This window comes from Alicyclobacillus fodiniaquatilis, from assembly GCF_042678105.1.
Lineage (GTDB): Bacteria > Bacillota > Bacilli > Alicyclobacillales > Alicyclobacillaceae > Alicyclobacillus > Alicyclobacillus fodiniaquatilis.
On sequence record NZ_JBHUCX010000024.1, the window covers coordinates 16,181 to 32,482 of the forward strand.

16 protein-coding genes and 3 tRNA genes are annotated in these 16,302 nt (G+C 51.9%); 15 read left to right on the forward strand and 4 right to left on the reverse strand.

Annotation, left to right across the window (positions count from 1 at the left end):
* Position 1: 1 nt before the first annotated feature.
* A complete protein-coding gene (locus tag ACFSB2_RS09385; RefSeq protein WP_377942781.1) occupies positions 2 to 1,018 on the reverse strand; it encodes an LCP family protein in 1,017 nt (338 codons plus the stop codon).
* A 27-nt stretch (positions 1,019 to 1,045) separates the two neighbouring features.
* On the reverse strand, positions 1,046 to 1,462 hold the full coding sequence (locus tag ACFSB2_RS09390) for a hypothetical protein (protein WP_377942782.1): 417 nt from the start codon (positions 1,460 to 1,462) through the stop codon (positions 1,046 to 1,048).
* Positions 1,463 to 1,610: 148 nt separating this feature from the next.
* On the opposite strand from ACFSB2_RS09390, the gene ACFSB2_RS09395 reads away from it, so the two are divergent.
* On the forward strand, positions 1,611 to 1,835 hold the full coding sequence (locus tag ACFSB2_RS09395) for a hypothetical protein (protein ID WP_377942783.1): 225 nt from the start codon (positions 1,611 to 1,613) through the stop codon (positions 1,833 to 1,835).
* 135 nt (positions 1,836 to 1,970) lie between these two features.
* Here the strand turns inward: ACFSB2_RS09395 and ACFSB2_RS09400 are convergent, their stop codons facing one another.
* The gene (locus tag ACFSB2_RS09400; protein WP_377942784.1) at positions 1,971 to 2,336 is read right to left on the reverse strand and encodes a hypothetical protein; all 366 of its coding nucleotides are present in this window, start codon (positions 2,334 to 2,336) and stop codon (positions 1,971 to 1,973) included.
* Between the two features lie 168 nt (positions 2,337 to 2,504).
* Here ACFSB2_RS09400 and cax point away from each other — a divergent pair, with 168 nt between their 5' ends.
* From cax to hisC, 3 genes are all read left to right on the forward strand, one after another.
* Positions 2,505 to 3,551, forward strand: coding sequence for a calcium/proton exchanger (gene cax / locus ACFSB2_RS09405; protein WP_377942785.1), 1,047 nt, complete (start codon positions 2,505 to 2,507; stop codon positions 3,549 to 3,551).
* Between the two features lie 21 nt (positions 3,552 to 3,572).
* A complete protein-coding gene (locus ACFSB2_RS09410; RefSeq protein WP_377942786.1) occupies positions 3,573 to 4,217 on the forward strand; it encodes a DUF502 domain-containing protein in 645 nt (214 codons plus the stop codon).
* A gap of 91 nt (positions 4,218 to 4,308) precedes the next feature.
* Positions 4,309 to 5,391 carry a histidinol-phosphate transaminase gene (hisC, locus tag ACFSB2_RS09415; protein ID WP_377942787.1) on the forward strand — a complete coding sequence of 361 codons (1,083 nt, stop codon included), beginning with the start codon at positions 4,309 to 4,311 and terminating at the stop codon, positions 5,389 to 5,391.
* Positions 5,392 to 5,607: 216 nt separating this feature from the next.
* Here the strand turns inward: hisC and ACFSB2_RS09420 are convergent, their stop codons facing one another.
* A complete protein-coding gene (locus ACFSB2_RS09420) occupies positions 5,608 to 5,961 on the reverse strand; it encodes a hypothetical protein (RefSeq protein ID WP_377942788.1) in 354 nt (117 codons plus the stop codon).
* A 144-nt stretch (positions 5,962 to 6,105) separates the two neighbouring features.
* Between ACFSB2_RS09420 and gltX the strand changes: the two genes are divergently transcribed.
* From gltX to ACFSB2_RS09475, 11 genes are all read left to right on the forward strand, one after another.
* Positions 6,106 to 7,608, forward strand: a complete 1,503-nt coding sequence (gene gltX / locus ACFSB2_RS09425) for a glutamate--tRNA ligase (protein ID WP_377942789.1) — start codon at positions 6,106 to 6,108, stop codon at positions 7,606 to 7,608.
* A 146-nt stretch (positions 7,609 to 7,754) separates the two neighbouring features.
* Positions 7,755 to 7,828: transfer RNA gene (locus ACFSB2_RS09430), tRNA-Gln, on the forward strand.
* Between the two features lie 2 nt (positions 7,829 to 7,830).
* A tRNA-Glu gene (locus tag ACFSB2_RS09435) sits at positions 7,831 to 7,905 on the forward strand.
* A gap of 9 nt (positions 7,906 to 7,914) precedes the next feature.
* A tRNA-Lys gene (locus tag ACFSB2_RS09440) sits at positions 7,915 to 7,990 on the forward strand.
* A 158-nt stretch (positions 7,991 to 8,148) separates the two neighbouring features.
* Positions 8,149 to 9,744 (forward strand): hypothetical protein, encoded by a 1,596-nt coding sequence (locus ACFSB2_RS09445; RefSeq protein WP_377942790.1) that lies wholly within the window; start codon positions 8,149 to 8,151, stop codon positions 9,742 to 9,744.
* Between the two features lie 23 nt (positions 9,745 to 9,767).
* Positions 9,768 to 11,579 (forward strand): excinuclease ABC subunit UvrC, encoded by a 1,812-nt coding sequence (gene uvrC, locus ACFSB2_RS09450; protein ID WP_377942993.1) that lies wholly within the window; start codon positions 9,768 to 9,770, stop codon positions 11,577 to 11,579.
* 146 nt (positions 11,580 to 11,725) lie between these two features.
* Complete coding sequence (locus tag ACFSB2_RS09455; protein WP_377942791.1) at positions 11,726 to 12,352, forward strand: succinate dehydrogenase cytochrome b558 subunit; 627 nt, start codon at positions 11,726 to 11,728, stop codon at positions 12,350 to 12,352.
* A gap of 15 nt (positions 12,353 to 12,367) precedes the next feature.
* A complete protein-coding gene (sdhA, locus tag ACFSB2_RS09460; protein WP_377942792.1) occupies positions 12,368 to 14,128 on the forward strand; it encodes a succinate dehydrogenase flavoprotein subunit in 1,761 nt (586 codons plus the stop codon).
* The gene (gene sdhB, locus ACFSB2_RS09465) at positions 14,125 to 14,901 is read left to right on the forward strand and encodes a succinate dehydrogenase iron-sulfur subunit (protein ID WP_377942793.1); all 777 of its coding nucleotides are present in this window, start codon (positions 14,125 to 14,127) and stop codon (positions 14,899 to 14,901) included. Before sdhA ends, sdhB begins: the two co-directional genes overlap by 4 nt.
* Positions 14,902 to 14,998: 97 nt before the next feature.
* On the forward strand, positions 14,999 to 15,619 hold the full coding sequence (locus ACFSB2_RS09470) for a hypothetical protein (protein WP_377942794.1): 621 nt from the start codon (positions 14,999 to 15,001) through the stop codon (positions 15,617 to 15,619).
* A gap of 67 nt (positions 15,620 to 15,686) precedes the next feature.
* Positions 15,687 to 16,130, forward strand: a complete 444-nt coding sequence (locus ACFSB2_RS09475; RefSeq protein ID WP_377942795.1) for a hypothetical protein — start codon at positions 15,687 to 15,689, stop codon at positions 16,128 to 16,130.
* Positions 16,131 to 16,302: the final 172 nt, after the last annotated feature.

Genomic DNA, 16,302 nt, shown 5'->3' on the forward strand with positions numbered 1-16,302 from the left:
GTCACTTGTCTTTGTCCAGCTTCGGATACGTCCAGGTATGGGTTTGCGCCGGGTCCTGCACCGGATTCTGCTGAACGATGCCGTCTGCAAAGAATTGCTTTGCCGCATAGCGGGCCTGCCGCGGATTGACGACCCAGTAACTTAAATCGTTGGGCACGTTTGGATTCGGATCGTGAAATGAACCGGGCAGTGTTTCGTGGATGGTCTTGTAGCCAGCATATTTTTGCGCTTGACTGGCCAACCGTCCCATATCCACCAATGTCATGTCGCTGTCCACGCTGCGTGAAACGGCAGTGAGGAGTCCTGGTAGTTTGGGAATGGTCGCTGGTCGCAGCAATTGCTGTTTCAACGCCGTCAGGAATGCCTGTTGTCGCTCTGTGCGACCGATATCACCCAGCGCGTCATGGCGAAAGCGAACAAATGCCAGTGCCTGTTCACCGTTCAGATGTTGCTGGCCAGGTTTGAGGTCGATGACACCGTACTGTTTGTCTCCTGTGTAGTAGTGCATACGGGCTGGAACATTGATATCAATGCCGCCGATGCGATTGATCGTGTTGACGAGACCGTCAAAACGGGTGACAGCATAGTGATCTACAGGCAGGCCAATCAGATTTTCCACCATTTGCAAGGTCAAGCTGGGCCCGCCTTGCAGTAAAGCATCGTTGATTTTATGGTATCGTCCATCGGGGAATGCGACTTGTGTGTCGCGCGGAATGGACATCATCTCGACGCGTCGGTGTTTATCGTCCAAGCTGACCACACACAACACGTCTGAATTGCCGAGTGGATCTCCAATTCTCGCATCTGTGCCAATGAGCAGTATGGTCTCCCGGTCTGGGTCAGGCGGCAGCATATGTTTGAGGTGTGCCGCTTGCACGTGCGAATGAGCGAGCGGCAGATGTGTTGCACCATATGCGCCAACACCGCCTAAGACGACGAATCCGCCTATCACACTGCAAAACCGTATGACGTATTTCGTCAAGCGAGATGATTTCTCGCGGTGAGGCCGCTCCGACATCGGCAAATCACTCCAATCGCAAACTGATTAACCGTATTGTCTGAGTCTGCCGCCAATATTATACAAATGTTTGCAAATCACAGCTTGATAACTGGCATGATGCATGAAAAAAGACACCGCAATGGCGATGTCTTTTTTCAGTCCTGAGATGGCAATGAAGTAAACTGCAAGACAGTCAGGCTTTTTTTGCGTCTTCGTGCGACCATTCGTGTTCACAGACCGTGTTACATGTCGTACAGACGTACTGATATACCTCGGAAACAGTTTGCGCCGCCAGCGGCAAATTTGCGCGAATGACAACCGATGCGTCCAATTGCACAATCCGTTCTTCGCGAAACCAAGTTCCGTTGCAGTTTTGACATTGGACTGCGTGTAATCCAGTGCTAGCCATATGGTCATCTCCAATATGTATTGATACAGTGCTTGTGAAAAGTGGGGCGTCATTTGCGGACGGCCTCTTCTGACTTCTATTATAAAATGCGGCGCTCGCTCGGGTCAAAACATCGATGAGTGCGCTCCTTGCGCCAATTCATGCTATGATGTAAAAGATCCGAGGATTCACCAGGCGTTTTGGTTACAACGGAGGTTGGATATGAGCTACGGTTTTCCAGACTGGATGTTTGCGGCCATCGGCATTGCCGCCTATGAATTGGCGACATGGTTCAAACATCAGTTTCATTTTTCTTGGGCGATGTGGGTCGCCTACGGCATCATTGCAGTCTGCGCCCTGATTCTCTTCGTGCGTTATCTGATTCGCTTTATTCGGCGCAAAAAACGAAAAGACTCCGAATCCGAAGAGGACTGGCGCGATTTTTGAGTTGCCGGAGACGCTTCCATTCGCACTCAAAATGCGGGTGCAGCATGAAGACTGTGCCTGCATTTTTTGCGTTGTGATCGTGCAACTGAATTTGAAAAGTCGGTGGTTGCCGTTCAAATGCGCCTGCCATCCACTTTAAGACGCAGCGCGCAGAAAGTTCTCCAATTGTTGCGCAAATGTGCGCGACAACCGCGTGTAAAAAGTCACGTGCACTTGTTCGATCACGCCGGATGGCGACACCAAGTGCACGATATTTGCTACAATTTTATAGGCGCGTCCATATGGATCCCGACTGGATCCAAGCAGGCGATGCGCATGATTGATGATTTCCTTGTCATCGCATTCAACAAAGCCAATAATGTGATCTAGGGCAATGCGGTATGTTGTCTGGCCGCGTTGTTGGATAAACTCTTTGGTGGTCAATTGATACTTTGTGCCGTGGCGAATTTCGCTCCGTTTCAGTTCGCCACGCAACATCTTCACTTTGGGAAAGTGATACATAAAAACACCTCTTTGCACCAGGCGAAGTCTTGTGTCATTGTATCACATACATTGAGCGATTTGCCGGGATCGCAGCAGAACAGAAGGATGGAAAAGTACGGAAACGCGCGCCTCTGTGCGGCGTTTGCAAAATTGGAAAAGTAGGTGTGGGACAGGTTGAATCGCTGGATGAGTATCTTGGCAGTTGTGTTCGTTATTTTGAGCGGAATCGCAAAATTTAGCGGCTTAAATACGATCCTGCAGTTTTTTGTTTGCGCCATCGCCATCATTCCCTTGGCAGCAATGATGGGTCATGCGACCGAGGCGATTGCGGGCCATGCGGGGCCGCGGTTGGGCGGACTGTTGTCTGCCACATTTGGCAACGCGGTTGAACTGATCATCGGTATTTTTTCCATCAGCGAGGGGCTGTCTGGACTGGTGAAGGCCTCCATCACGGGGTCCATCATCGGCAATTTGTTGTTTGTATTGGGATTGAGCTTCTTTGTCGGGGGGATTCGCCACCCCATTCAATACTTCAACATCCGCGTGGCGCGCAGCAATTCTTCCATGTTGATGTTGGGTGTCGGCATCGCCTTTGTGGTGCCGAGCATCTTCGCCCAAGCGCCGCTCAAAGCGCCATATATTCTCTCTTTTGGCGTGGCGGCAGTATCGCTGCTCATCTATCTCATGGGGCTGCTGTTTAGTCTGTTCACCCACCGTGAAGTGTTCGCTTATATCGAGGATGAGGCAACGGAAGAGGATACGGTGGAACATCGTTTTTGGCCCGCTGTCACGCTGCTGTTGGTCGCCACTGTCCTGGTCAGCGTGGAGAGTGACTGGCTTGTGGGCAATGTCAAGGCGATTGCAACACATCTCGGGTGGAGTGAGATTTTTATTGGTGTCGTCGTCGTCGCCATCATCGGCAATGCCGCCGAACACGCCTCTGCCGTTTGGATGGCATGGAAGAATCGGATGGACTTATCGGTCGAGATCGCTGTCGGAAGTACTTTGCAAGTGGCCATGTTCATCGCGCCGGTGCTGTTCTTTGTCGGACTGTGCGTCGGCCATCCATTTCAACTGGTCTTCTCCTGGCCGGAACTGGTCAGTATGGTCGCCGCTGTCCTGTTGGTGGTCGTCCTAATGCTGGACGGGGAGTCAAACTGGCTCGAAGGCGCGATGGCCGTGGGCGCTTATCTGGTATTGGCCGTTGGTTTTTATGTATTGCCAAGTGTGTAACATGTAAGGAGCGAGCATTTCATGAAATTTGTCATCCGCCAAACGGTAAAGCACTTTGGCATTGGTCTCGCTACTGTGTTGCCGTTTCTGTTTGCCATCTGGGTCGTGGTCTTTGTCGTCAATCAAGTGGATGCGCTGGTTGGCCAATACATCACTTGGATTGGCTGGCGGGTGCCCGGATTGGGCTTTGTGCTGGTTTTGGCCGCCATTACGTTTGTCGGCTTGATGACGCGCATTTACATCAGCCGGGTGATGCTCACATGGGCCGATGCGCTGTTTAAGCGAATACCGGTGGTCAAGTCCCTGTATACGATGGCGAAAGATCTACTGGCGCGGGTGGTTGGCCGTCGCAGCGCGTTTCAACAGCCAGTGCTTGTTCAGTGGCCGGATGAACGCGCGCTCGTGCTTGGGTTTATGACGGCAGAACAATTGCCGGCGACGATGGATCCAGAGGGCAATCACGTCTCGGTTTACTTGCCAAACGCCTTTCAGTTTGCCGGTGTGACCGCCATTGTCGCAAAAGAGCGCATTCGCGCTGTCGATATGACTGTCGAACAGGCGTGGAAGTTTGCGCTGTCGGCTGGGCTTGGCCAATCCATCGCGACAGACAGCCAAAAAGCGCCGCAAGAAAGCGAGCAAGAGGTCACAGATGACGGCGGTCTGTAAAGCGTGGTAAAATGGCTGATAATTTCCGGTGTATAGTTGCTTATCACAGTGATGGTAGGAGGGGTCCCTCATTTTTAACACAGACGTACGTGTGCGCTCGAACCTCAAACACATTGAACCATACCAACCAGGGATCACGGATGATCAACTGCGCAAACAATTTGGACTTGCGCGGCTGGTCAAGTTGAACGCAAATGAAAACGCGTTGGGACCGTCGCCACTGGCTGTTCGCGCGATTGGTGAAGAACTGCACAAACTGCACTTGTATCCGGATGGCGGCAGCGAACTCTTGCGCGAGGCCATCGCTCGTCACAGCGGTGTGGGGACAGCGCAGGTGATGGCGGGCAACGGCTCGGATGACATCATCAAGCTATTGTCTGAGACATTTTTAGACGCTGATGATGAAATTGTCGTGCCATTTCCGTCGTTCTCACAGTACAGTTTTGGTGCGGCGCTAATGCGTGCCAAAGTGGTAAACGTGCCGCTCATGGCCGATTTCAGCTACGATGTCGAAGCGATGCTGGCGGCAATCGGTCCGAAGACAAAGCTTTTGTACCTGTGTACGCCGAACAATCCGACAGGCACTGTGCTCAAACAAGCGGAGTTCGACTGGTTGATGGATCGGCTGCCCGAGCACGTATTTGTCATCGTCGATTTGGCATATGACAACTATGCGACAGATGAAACGCGGTTTACGGTGACGGCGGACGCGCTTTCATATCCCAATGTCGCTTATCTCCACACGTTTTCCAAGTTGTACGGTTTGGCTGGGTTGCGTGTGGGCTACGCGCTTGGCAACGAGGCCATTTGGTCGTATGTCAATCGTGTACGGGAGCCATTCAACGTCAATCGCGTGGCGCAACGCGGGGCTGCAGCTGCATTAAATGACGTTGAGCACGTTGCGCGCTCGCGGCAACTGGCGGCAGACAGTCGCGTGTTGTTTGCGTCCTTGGCTGATGTGGGCTTGCATATGGTCCCATCACAAGGGAATTTTGCGCTGATTGAAGTTGGCGATGGGCGAAAGACATTTGAATTGCTGATGGAGCAGGGCATTTTAGTTCGTGCTGGGTATCCTGGTTTAGAAGCATATGTGCGGGTCACTTTTGGCATTCCAGAGGACAATGAGGCTTGTGTGAACGCTTTGCGTGCATTGCGCGCGTCAAGCACAGTTTGAGTGTACATACAAATTCTAAGGGAATGTCGGACAAGCTATCATTTACATTATAAGGGCCCCCTATGGTAAACCAACCAGTTTAGGGGGCCATGTAGCCAATCAGATTGACTGATTTCATAAACATGTTACCCAGAGACTCGCTGTAGGACAAGAGGGGGTTGCTGGCAATCGATGCAGGTGTTGCTTATTGGAACTGTAGACAGCTAACTAGGCCACTTAGGACTGTCCTTCGATGCTGCCTGGCGCTTGTCCTTTAAAGTCGTCCTCTTCAGTGGCGACTGTGCGGTCGGATCGAATCATATTGCTGTCGCGAAAACGGCCAGATACAGCCTGCCCTGGCTTCCATTCCGTCTCTTTGCCCAAATGTGCGGCGTTGTGTGCGGCGCCATAAGGACCTTCCGGGAACTCTTCAACCGCTAAATCGTAAATGTGTTGTTGCACACCAGCCAACTCTGCGGTTGGATAATCGTTGTCCCCTGCTTTGACAGGACCGGGATTGTACGCGCCTGAATTGGGACTTTCAAGCAGGTTGTCTTGTGTAGCGTTCAATTTTTTTTGCTTTTCTTTCATACGCTTCACCTCACAGGTTAGTGTGCTCCGTGACAACGGCCGTATCCGGTCTAAAGGCGGAAATTACATCATTTGTGTCATGCATCGTCACAGGCGCCTGCGTGACTGAAAACACCAAGAATACGACATTCAGGGGGGAACATGATGGACAAGCAAGTTCGTGTTCGCTTTGCGCCGAGCCCAACAGGCGCGCTGCATATTGGCGGTGCCCGCACCGCGTATTTCAATTGGCTTTTCGCCAGACAGCAAGGTGGCGCGTTTGTATTGCGGATCGATGATACAGACAAAGCACGTTCCACTGCGGCGTCATACGAGCAGATTTTGGACAGCATGCGCTGGCTGGGGCTGAATTGGGATGAGGGTCCAGACGTGGGGGGCGCTTACGGACCTTATCGGCAATCTTTGCGGCAGTCCATCTATGAGGAAGAATTGGCTCGCTTACAGGCGGAGGACCGTGTATATCCTTGTTTTTGCACGCCTGAAATATTGCAAGAAGACAGGGAACGAGCCCAAAAGGAAGGGCGCGCGCCGCGCTATGTCGGACGTTGTCGGGCGTTGTCCAAAGAAGAGGCTGCCACCCGGGTTGCCGCTGGAGAAGCGCATGTGTATCGGCTTCGTGCGCCTGAATCCGGGGAGACGGTGGTACACGACCTGATTCGAGGCGACGTCGTTTTTCGCAATGAAGATATGGATGATTTTATTGTGTGGAAGGCGGATGGCACGCCGACTTATCATTTTGCCTCCTGTGTTGACGATGCAAAGATGAATATCACACATATCATTCGCGCGGAAGAACATCTATCCAATACACCGCGCCATGTGGTGCTCTTCACACAGTTGGGGTTCGATGTCCCGTTGTTTGCGCATGTGCCGATGATTCTGGCGCCGGATCGAAGCAAATTGAGCAAGCGGCACGGCGCGACAAGCGTGTCCGAATATCGCGAACAGGGCATCTTGCCGCAAGCGCTCATCAATTATCTGCTCTTGCTCGGCTTTTCGCCGGGGGATGACAATGAGATCTTGTCGATGGAAGCTGCGATAGACGTGTTTCGCTTGGAACAGGTGGCCAAACATGCAGCGGTATACGACGTCAAAAAACTTGAATGGATGAACGGGCAATATTTTCGCGCGCAGTCGCCGGATGTGGTGCTGGCGCAAATTTGGCCGATGTTGAGCGCACGGGGATGGGTGCGCGCCGATGAAGTGGACAGAGCGCAAATTGCCTGGGTGCGCGCCGTAGTGAGTTTTGCGATGAGCAGAGTGCGCAATGCCGATGAACTGCTGGAGACGATGCATTACTATTTTCGCCCCGTCGAGTCTTACGATGCCAAAGGCGTCAAAAAGCAATTTGTCGATCCAGCGGTCGCTCAGCGTTTGCGCAGCGTAGCGTCCGCTTTGGCGATGGTTCAACCCTATCTCACTGAGACGGTTGAACAAGCTTTTCGGGCCTTGATTGAGCAGTTGGATGTCAAGGCCGGACAGTTGATTCATCCGACCCGTCTGGCCTTGACGGGTGTGACGGTTGGCGCGGGTTTGTTCGACATCATGAGTCTGCTTGGACGAGATGAGTGTATAGCTCGTCTTGTATTGGCGGCGGATCGCATCGAACAAGGGCAAATTCAAAGCAGTGAAGAGAGCGCAATTTAACTGTAATAAGCGCGCATGTACGGTCCTTTGGCGCATGCGCGCCTGTCTAGTATCAGCGATAGGGTTCAAGTCATGATTTTAAATATTGGCGCTTGACTTTTTGTCCAATGACCTGTATAGTTTAAAACCGTCGAAGCTGTTCTTTTTGCCGAATGGTGTAATGGTAGCACGACTGACTCTGACTCAGTTAGTCTAGGTTCGAGTCCTAGTTCGGCAGCCAGTGGCCCTATCGTCTAATGGTTAGGACGCCGCCCTCTCACGGCGGTAATAGGGGTTCGAATCCCCTTAGGGTCACCACGACAGCGAGGGTCATTAGCTCAATTGGCAGAGCATCCGACTCTTAATCGGCAGGTTGAAGGTTCGATTCCTTCATGACCCACCAAATCATGCGACTTCTCTCTGAAGTCGCATTTTATTTTATCTAGGCTTAATCGACTTGTTGTGCTACTTGGGTTTCATCATGACGTGCGCGCTTTGGCCTTTGCCGCTATGATGGAGAAGAGGATTTCGATACGCTTCTAAAACAGGGGAGAACAGAAGTTGCGAAAGCAAATGAGCGGTTCAGAACGCAGACAATGGGTAGAGCGGTTGCTGGATGAGTACGGTCAAACGGTTTGGGAAGCCGCCCTGGCTCGTTATTCGTCGGCTGTCGTCGTCGAGGATGCATTTGTCTACGTGTTTACGCTGGCCATTGCCCGTTTAAACAAAAAGGTCTTGGCTGGTTCTTTGGACACGTGGATGGATGAGATGGTGGAGTATGCATTCATCTCGACACCCCCAACCTTGGCGCGTTCGGAGGAAACGCAAATCCTGCTGGATGCGCAAACGAAACAGGACAAGGTTGCAAACGTCAAGGCGCAAAATGGTGCAGAAGAGGAAATGGAAACCTTCTCCGCACGTTTGCGCAAGCGGACAGAGCAGATGATGCGCGCAACCATCGCTATGGAAGAGGCGAACCATCGACATCTCGGACCGTTGTGGACAAAAATGGGCGCTTTGGCGGTTCTCGTCATCGGTGTGGCGGGGGTTGGTTATGGCGCCAGTCAGGACGTGTATGCTTGGGTCCACCCCGCTCACCTCGCACAGACGAGCAAAACGCAAAAAGCGCTGCCCCAATCTCCCGGAGATCTCCCTGTGTCAACTGTGGCGACTTATACCGTGAATGGCGATGAAACCATTGATTTGCAACATGTGGCTGTTGCTGACAGCCAGGTATATATCGGCAGTTTGGTGCAAAATCAGGATAACTTGCAGCGGATCGATGTGACTGCTGTGCCGTTTACCCAATCCGGTGGCGCGTTGTCGTCAACGGCGAGTCCCCAGTATCGCATTGAACTTGTGCCACCTGTGCAAGTGAGTGGCAAGAGCGCAAATTCGACTGCAGGGTGGCAGGTCACCAGCTGGCGCTTGGCTTCCTTGGACCACTGGCTGCTTGGCATCGTCACATGGTCAAACGGCACGCAGAAACCGGGCGACATCACACAAATTTATGCGCTGGACAAGGCGAATAAAAAGTACAGCCTTGTGCACACTTTGACACCGGAACCTGGCGTCTCCAATCGTTTTGCGATTGCGGTTGGTGACCACAGAATCATCGTTCAATCCGCGCTTGACGATGGAACAGGTGCACCTTTGGGATTGCCGATTGTGGTATACCAATTACAAGGGGACAATCCAGCCCATGCATGGAAACAGGTCACACAGATGCCCGCATCATTTGGGTTGATGAATTCACCAATCGTCACTCAGGACGGCATTGTTTTCCAAGGCATTGTCGGCAAGTCAGAATCTGGTCCATCATCAGGCAATCTGGAATCATGGGATGACTTGGCGTGGAATGGCCAATTGCAACATCTGTACGGTCCGCCCGTAGATGGGCAGACGCACTGGGCCGTACAAGGGATTACCGGCGATTTGTGGTGGGTGGAAACGACACCCGTGGCTTCGGAGAAAGACGCAGGTTTCCAGGTTTCCATGGCGCCGCTGACGCCAGATAAATCGTCTGTTGCTGCGAACAACTTGAATGATGCTGTCGCACAATTGATTGTCTATGACTCCTACATGTTGTGGATAGGCGACGATAATACGGCACATAGCAAGTCTGGCCAAAAGTTGGTCGTTTCTCAAGTTCAATAACGCGTGGGCCAGAGGTGAGGAAGTTGCGACAAACGCTGCAAGATAAGCTCTCTTTGCTCCCGGCAAAACCTGGTGTGTATCTGATGAAAGGCGAGGCCGGTGAAATTTTGTATGTTGGCAAGGCGAAAGTGCTCAAAAATCGTGTGCGTTCTTATTTTACCGGCTCGCATGATCGGAAAACACAGATATTGGTTGGCAATATCGCCGACTTTGAGTATATCGTCACCGATACAGTGGCCGAAGCGTTGGTGTTGGAATGCAATCTCATCAAGCAGCATATGCCGCCGTACAACATCATGCTGCGCGATGATAAGACGTATCCGTATATCAAAATTACCCGTGAGGTGCATCCGCGGCTGCAAATTGTGCGCCGTGTTAAAAAGGACGGCGCCAAATATTTTGGCCCCTATCCGAGCGCATTTGCCGCACAGGCGACCAAACGGCTGTTGGACCGTCTGTATCCGTTGCGCAAATGCCAGACGCTGAAAAAACAGGTTTGCCTATACTACCATATCAATCAGTGTTTGGCTCCTTGCGAGTTTCCCGTGGAGCAGAGCACCTATCAGCAGATGGTCAAAGAGATCACACAGTTCCTCAATGGCGGTCACGAGGCGGTAGTCGCTGACTTGCGGACGAAAATGGAAGCGGCTGCAGAGTCACTCAATTTTGAACGCGCCAAAGAATTACGTGATTTAATTCGCCATATTGGGCAAGTTATGGAAGAACAGAAAATCACGACGCCAGATCACGTGGAACGGGACGTATTTGGTTTTGCGGCGGAAAAGGGCTTGTTGTCCGTGCAGGTGTTTTATGTGCGCGCGGGCAAACTGATTGCCCGTTCGGTCAACATCATGCCGCACTTTGGTGATCCAGCGGAGGATTTCATGTCTTATGTCGAGCAGTTCTATCATGAGCGCGCGGATGTGCCAAAAGAGGTGCTTCTGCCGGAAGGGGTGCCGTGTGAGGCTTTGGCGACCATTTTGACCGCGAAGGTGAACCAACCGAAGCGGGGACAAAAGCGAGATTTGCTCAATCTGGCCACACAAAATGCGGTGCAAGCGCTTGACGAAAAATTGCGCCTGATGGAACGGAATATGGATAGGACGCTAGGCGCAGTGATTGAACTGGGAGAACTGTTGGCAATCAACACGCCGCGGCGGATCGAATCCTTTGACAATTCGAACATTCAAGGGGCGGATCCTGTCGCGGCGATGGTTGTATTCATCGATGGCAAACCGGCAAAAGCGGAGTATCGCAAGTATAAAATCAAGTCGGTCGTCGGCCCGGATGACTACAATTCAATGCGCGAAGTGCTGCGCCGACGCTACAGCCGGTTGTTGCGCGAGGAAAAGCCGCTGCCGGATCTGATTGTCATTGATGGCGGGCGCGGGCAGTTGAATGCGGCGATGGATGTGCTGGAAAACGAACTGGGCATTGATGTGCCAGTCTGTTCGCTGGTCAAGGACGACCGTCACAGGACGAGTCAGTTGCTGTTTATGGACTTGGAGGCGCCTGTCCATATCAACCGTCATTCACAGGGATTTTATCTGCTTGAACGCATCCAGGATGAAGTGCATCGCTTCGCCATCACGTTTCATCGACAGACGCACAAAAAGACTGGGCTGGTGTCGTTGCTCGATGAAATTCCTGGTGTGGGACCGCAGAGACGCAAGGCCATGCTGCAACATTTTGGGTCGATCCGCGCGATGGTGAACGCTGACGTCAACGAATTCCGCAGTCTTGGCATTGGTGAAAAACTGGCGGAACAAATTCTCGAACGCGTGCGGCAACAGCAAAATCAAGGTCGCGCATCGACTATTTCACAGGATCAATGATCACTTAAATTTCTTGTTTTCTTGACCCGGTTCTTTTCAATCATTAAAATTTAAAAAGGAATCAGGGCACCCTATCCGGTTGGCAGTCGCATGCGACTGCCGTTACATATGTATTGGACTGGTAGGAGTTGAAGGGAGGCAACCTTGTGGCAGTAGCACAAGCCCAAAGCAAGAACCACGAGTTCTTGTGGCGCCGGCTACATACACTAGCTGGGGTCATACCGGTAGGTTTGTTTTTGCTGGAGCACCTTTTTACGAATGCGACAGTATTACAAGGACCGGCAGCATTTAATCAGGCGGTCGACGCGATTCAGTCAATACCGCTCCTGCACTTTGTTGAGTTCGTGTTTATTTTCTTGCCGATCACGTATCACGGCGTCTTTGGCTTGTATGTGGCCTTTGTATCGGGCTACAACGCTGGTCAGTACTCTTGGGGACGCAACATGTTGTTCGCAGTACAACGCATTACTGGAGTCATTACATTCGTGTTTATCATTTTCCACTTGTGGACGACACGCTTCTCCGGCAATGCGCCCACGTTTGACATGGTTCACAATCTCGTCTCAAATCCGGCGTATTTCTGGTTTATGATCGTCGGGGTTGTCGCAGCGACATTCCACTTCGCAAATGGTTTGTGGTCGTTTTGCATTCACTGGGGCATCACGGTCGGCGCGCGTTCGCAACGTATTGTGGCTTGGGTGACCATGATTATCTTTGTTGTGTTGGCAGGTATGGGTGTAGCATCCCTCATCGCGTTCATGCACACAGCGTAAGGAAGGGGATTTAGCATGGCAGATCAAAGCATTATCGTTGTAGGTGGTGGGCTTGCTGGCCTCATGACCGCCATTAAAATTGCTGAAGCGGGCACATCGGTGAAGCTATTTTCACTTGTGCCCGTCAAGCGGTCCCACTCTGTGTGCGCGCAGGGCGGAATCAACGGCGCTGTCAACACCAAGGGTGAAGGCGATTCGCCGTGGGTACATTTTGACGACACCATCTACGGCGGCGATTTTCTCGCAAACCAACGTCAGGTGCTGGGCATGTGCGAAGCTGCACCCGCCATTATCCACTTGATGGATCGGATGGGCGTCATGTTCAACCGGACACCTGAAGGCTTGTTGGACTTCCGGCGTTTTGGTGGCACGAAGCACCACCGCACCGCGTTTGCTGGGGCATCCACGGGCCAACAGTTGCTTTATGCGTTGGACGAGCAAGTGCGTCGTTATGAAGTTCAAGGTCTCGTTGAAAAATTTGAGGGATGGGACTTTCTCGGCGCTGTCTTGGATGATGAACAGATTTGCCGCGGCATTTGCGCGCAAGATTTGCGTTCCATGGAAATTCATTACTTCAAGGCGGACGCTGTCGTCATGTGCACAGGCGGCAATGGCCTCATCTTCGGCAAGAGCACGAATTCAATGATCAACACCGGTTCCGCGGGTGCAGAGCTGTATCAGCAAGGGGTCATGTACGCCAATGGCGAGATGATTCAAGTGCATCCGACAGCCATTCCGGGAGATGACAAGCTGCGCTTGATGTCCGAGTCGGCGCGCGGCGAGGGCGGTCGCATCTGGACGTACAAGGATGGGAAACCGTGGTACTTCCTTGAGGAAATGTACCCGGAATATGGCAACTTGGTTCCCCGTGATATCGCTACGCGGGCGATTCACAAAGTCTGTGTGGAGATGGGCTTGGGCGTCGACGGCGACAATCAAGTGTTTCTAGATCTGTCGCATATTCCGGCAAACGTGTTGAACGTGAAACTCGGCAACATTCTCGATATTTACGAGAAGTTTGTCGGCGATGACCCACGCAAAGTGCCCATGCGCATTTTCCCGGCTGTGCACTATACGATGGGCGGTCTTTGGGTCGACATCGACCAAATGACCAACATCCCTGGCCTGTTTGCCGCAGGCGAAGCGGAATACCAGTATCACGGCGGCAATCGGCTAGGCGCGAATTCGCTGCTCTCTTGTATTTACGGCGGCATGGTGGCCGGGCCAAATGCGGTTCGCTATGCGCACAATATCAAAAAATCGACCGACAGCATTCCAGAATCGGTGTTTGAGTCATATCAAAAGAAGTACCAGGATGACTTCGAACGCATCTTGACCATGACCGGTGATGAAAATCCGTACCAATTGCACCGAGAACTCGGACAGTGGATGAACGAGAATGTCACTGTGGTCCGTGTCAATGATCGCCTGAAAAAGACCGATGAGAAGATCCAAGAACTGCAGGAGCGTTGGAAGCGGATCAACATGGTCGACACTTCCCGCTGGGAAAACCAAATGGCCCAGTTTACCCGCCATTTACGCAATATGTTACATATGGCACGGGTCATCACATTGGGCGCGCTCAATCGCGATGAGAGTCGCGGGGCGCACTACAAGCCTGATTTTCCCGATCGCGATGATGAGCGTTTCCTGAAAACGACCATTGCGAAGTTCACTGAGGATGGGCCGCAACTGTCCTATGAAGATGTTGACGTTTCATTGATTAAACCGCGTTTGCGGAATTACGCCGTGAGCAAGGAGGCGTCATCACAATGAGCGTAAGCAGTGAAGCAACAGCACAGGCGACACGTACTGTTCATCTCGTGATTGAACGACAAAAAGATCCGCAATCACGGCCGTATAGAGAAGAGTTTGTCATTCCTTATGTCAAGAACATGAACGTCATCGCCTGTTTGATGGAGATTCAACGCACACCAAAGAACAAGGCCGGTGAAGATGTTGCACCGGTGACTTGGGAAATGAACTGTCTGGAAGAAATTTGCGGCGCCTGCACAATGGTCATCAACGGCAAACCACGCCAAGCTTGTACGGCATTGGTGGATCAACTGGAGCAGCCCATCACGATTAAACCGATGCGGACGTTCCCCGTTGTCCGTGACTTGGTGGTGGATCGCAGCCGCATGTTTGACGCGCTCAAACGCGTTAAAGCTTGGGTGCCGATTGACGGTACGTATGATTTGGGACCCGGGCCGCGGATGTCGGAGCGCGATCAACAAACCGCATATGAGCTGTCACGCTGTTTCACATGTGGCGCATGTGTCGAGGCTTGCCCGAACGTAAATGACAAATCGTCGTTTATTGGGCCGTTTGCGATTTCGCAGGCGCGCTTGTTCAACATGCATCCGACGGGCGCAATGCACAAAGAAGACAGGCTGCAGGCGCTGATGGGCGACGGCGGTCTTGAGGAATGCGGCAATGCGCAGAACTGTGTGCAGGTATGTCCGAAAGGCATTCCGTTGACCACGTCCATCGCGGCAATGAACCGCCAAACCACCTTCCATGCACTCGGTGCTTGGTTGCGCAAATAAGCATGGATCGTGTTTTGATTGATGTTGTGGGGATTTTTCGTTGGTTTTAGTTTCCACGTGCATGGTCATACTGACATCTGAGAGGATGTGACCATGCGTGCGGAATCGAACAGTTGAAGCGGTGGCATTGGTGGCGATTGGTCTATTTACCACGTTCACCGTTGGAACCTATATTCATGATTTGAATACACATCAAGAAAAGGGACTAGACCAACAAATTTCTCAAGCGTTTCATCGCGTTGGACAGTGGGTGCAGCAGCATCGCAGTCCAACGGGTGAAAAGACGTCAAGTGGCGTATTGGCGGCAATGGCGCAACAGAGTTCGAGTGATGCGAGCCACTTGCAGCCGACTGCCGCTCATTCATCAACGTCGAGTGATCTGAAACTCGGCAGCGTGAATGACGCGCGCTTGCTCGACATTGTAAAAACCTTATTCAGCAAATTGACGCCAGCGGATTGGACGAAGATTGTCAATACGCTGGAAAAAGAGCCGCCTGCACAAGCTGAGCAGCAGTTGAGCACCGTCATCGACAGCAAGTTGTCCGCCAGCGACAGAGCTTGGCTCGCGGAAAACTTCAAGGGACAGCAGGCGTTTGGCAAAAATGATGTCGCTTTGCTGGAAAGTGCTTTGGCTGATGTGCACAAGATGCTGACGCCAGCGGAGCAGAAATTGTTGCAACAACAGTTGAGCCAGCTTGGTGTCGATTTGATGCAATGACAGGTAAAGGAACGTTGGGTTTTATACAGGCCAGAAGATGGCATATTTCCTCATTTGGAGGTTAGCTATGAACGCTGATACCATTGCAGCGCGCCGTCGACGGATAAAAACCAATCATTTTATCGTCTTGGTGATTGTCCTTTTAGTTTTGTTGTTCGGCAGCTTTTTCCTGCTTCGTCCAGTCATAAAGCAAACGAATACGCCAGTGAATACGGTACAGCGTTTTGTCGGGTTTGTGGAACTGAATCAGTATGATAGTGCGTACAAACTGCTGACGCCGACATTTCAAAATCAGGCTGGTTGGCATGGGACGTTATTCTCGTTCAAAAGTTCTATTGACCCTGCTGAAGCGTCTTATCACCTCCTCAATCAAAAGGGGGATTTGGCCGAGGTTCAGTTTTCCAATGAATCTGGCGGCGCATTGTATGTCAAAAAAGTGGATGGTAAATGGTTGATTGCCAGCCCAAGTGAAGTACCGAGCAGTACAACGCAAACACAGGGTGGCAGCTGATTTTTTCACCACACGGGGTTCGTTGTCCACACATCGGTTATGAATGTTTTGACCGTCGGCCACCACGGCCGACGGTTTTTCAATGGACATATCTAGGTGTGCAGGTAAAATGAGTTGCAGCCAGGCATGGTTTCATTGGGTGACTGTTTGTTTGAACCGTGGTATAATAACA

Bases quoted from the DNA above. Each gene is read 5' to 3' on its own strand.
- cax (WP_377942785.1), top strand. From the start codon at position 2,505: ATGAGTATCTTGGCAGTTGTGTTCGTTATTTTGAGCGGAATCGCAAAA.
- gltX (WP_377942789.1), top strand. From the start codon at position 6,106: ATGGACAAGCAAGTTCGTGTTCGCTTTGCGCCGAGCCCAACAGGCGCG.
- ACFSB2_RS09400 (WP_377942784.1), bottom strand. From the start codon at position 2,336: ATGTATCACTTTCCCAAAGTGAAGATGTTGCGTGGCGAACTGAAACGG.
- sdhB (WP_377942793.1), top strand. From the start codon at position 14,125: ATGAGCGTAAGCAGTGAAGCAACAGCACAGGCGACACGTACTGTTCAT.
- ACFSB2_RS09410 (WP_377942786.1), top strand. From the start codon at position 3,573: ATGAAATTTGTCATCCGCCAAACGGTAAAGCACTTTGGCATTGGTCTC.
- ACFSB2_RS09385 (WP_377942781.1), bottom strand. From the start codon at position 1,018: ATGTCGGAGCGGCCTCACCGCGAGAAATCATCTCGCTTGACGAAATAC.
- ACFSB2_RS09420 (WP_377942788.1), bottom strand. From the start codon at position 5,961: ATGAAAGAAAAGCAAAAAAAATTGAACGCTACACAAGACAACCTGCTT.
- sdhA (WP_377942792.1), top strand. From the start codon at position 12,368: ATGGCAGATCAAAGCATTATCGTTGTAGGTGGTGGGCTTGCTGGCCTC.
- ACFSB2_RS09390 (WP_377942782.1), bottom strand. From the start codon at position 1,462: ATGACGCCCCACTTTTCACAAGCACTGTATCAATACATATTGGAGATG.
- ACFSB2_RS09475 (WP_377942795.1), top strand. From the start codon at position 15,687: ATGAACGCTGATACCATTGCAGCGCGCCGTCGACGGATAAAAACCAAT.
- ACFSB2_RS09395 (WP_377942783.1), top strand. From the start codon at position 1,611: ATGAGCTACGGTTTTCCAGACTGGATGTTTGCGGCCATCGGCATTGCC.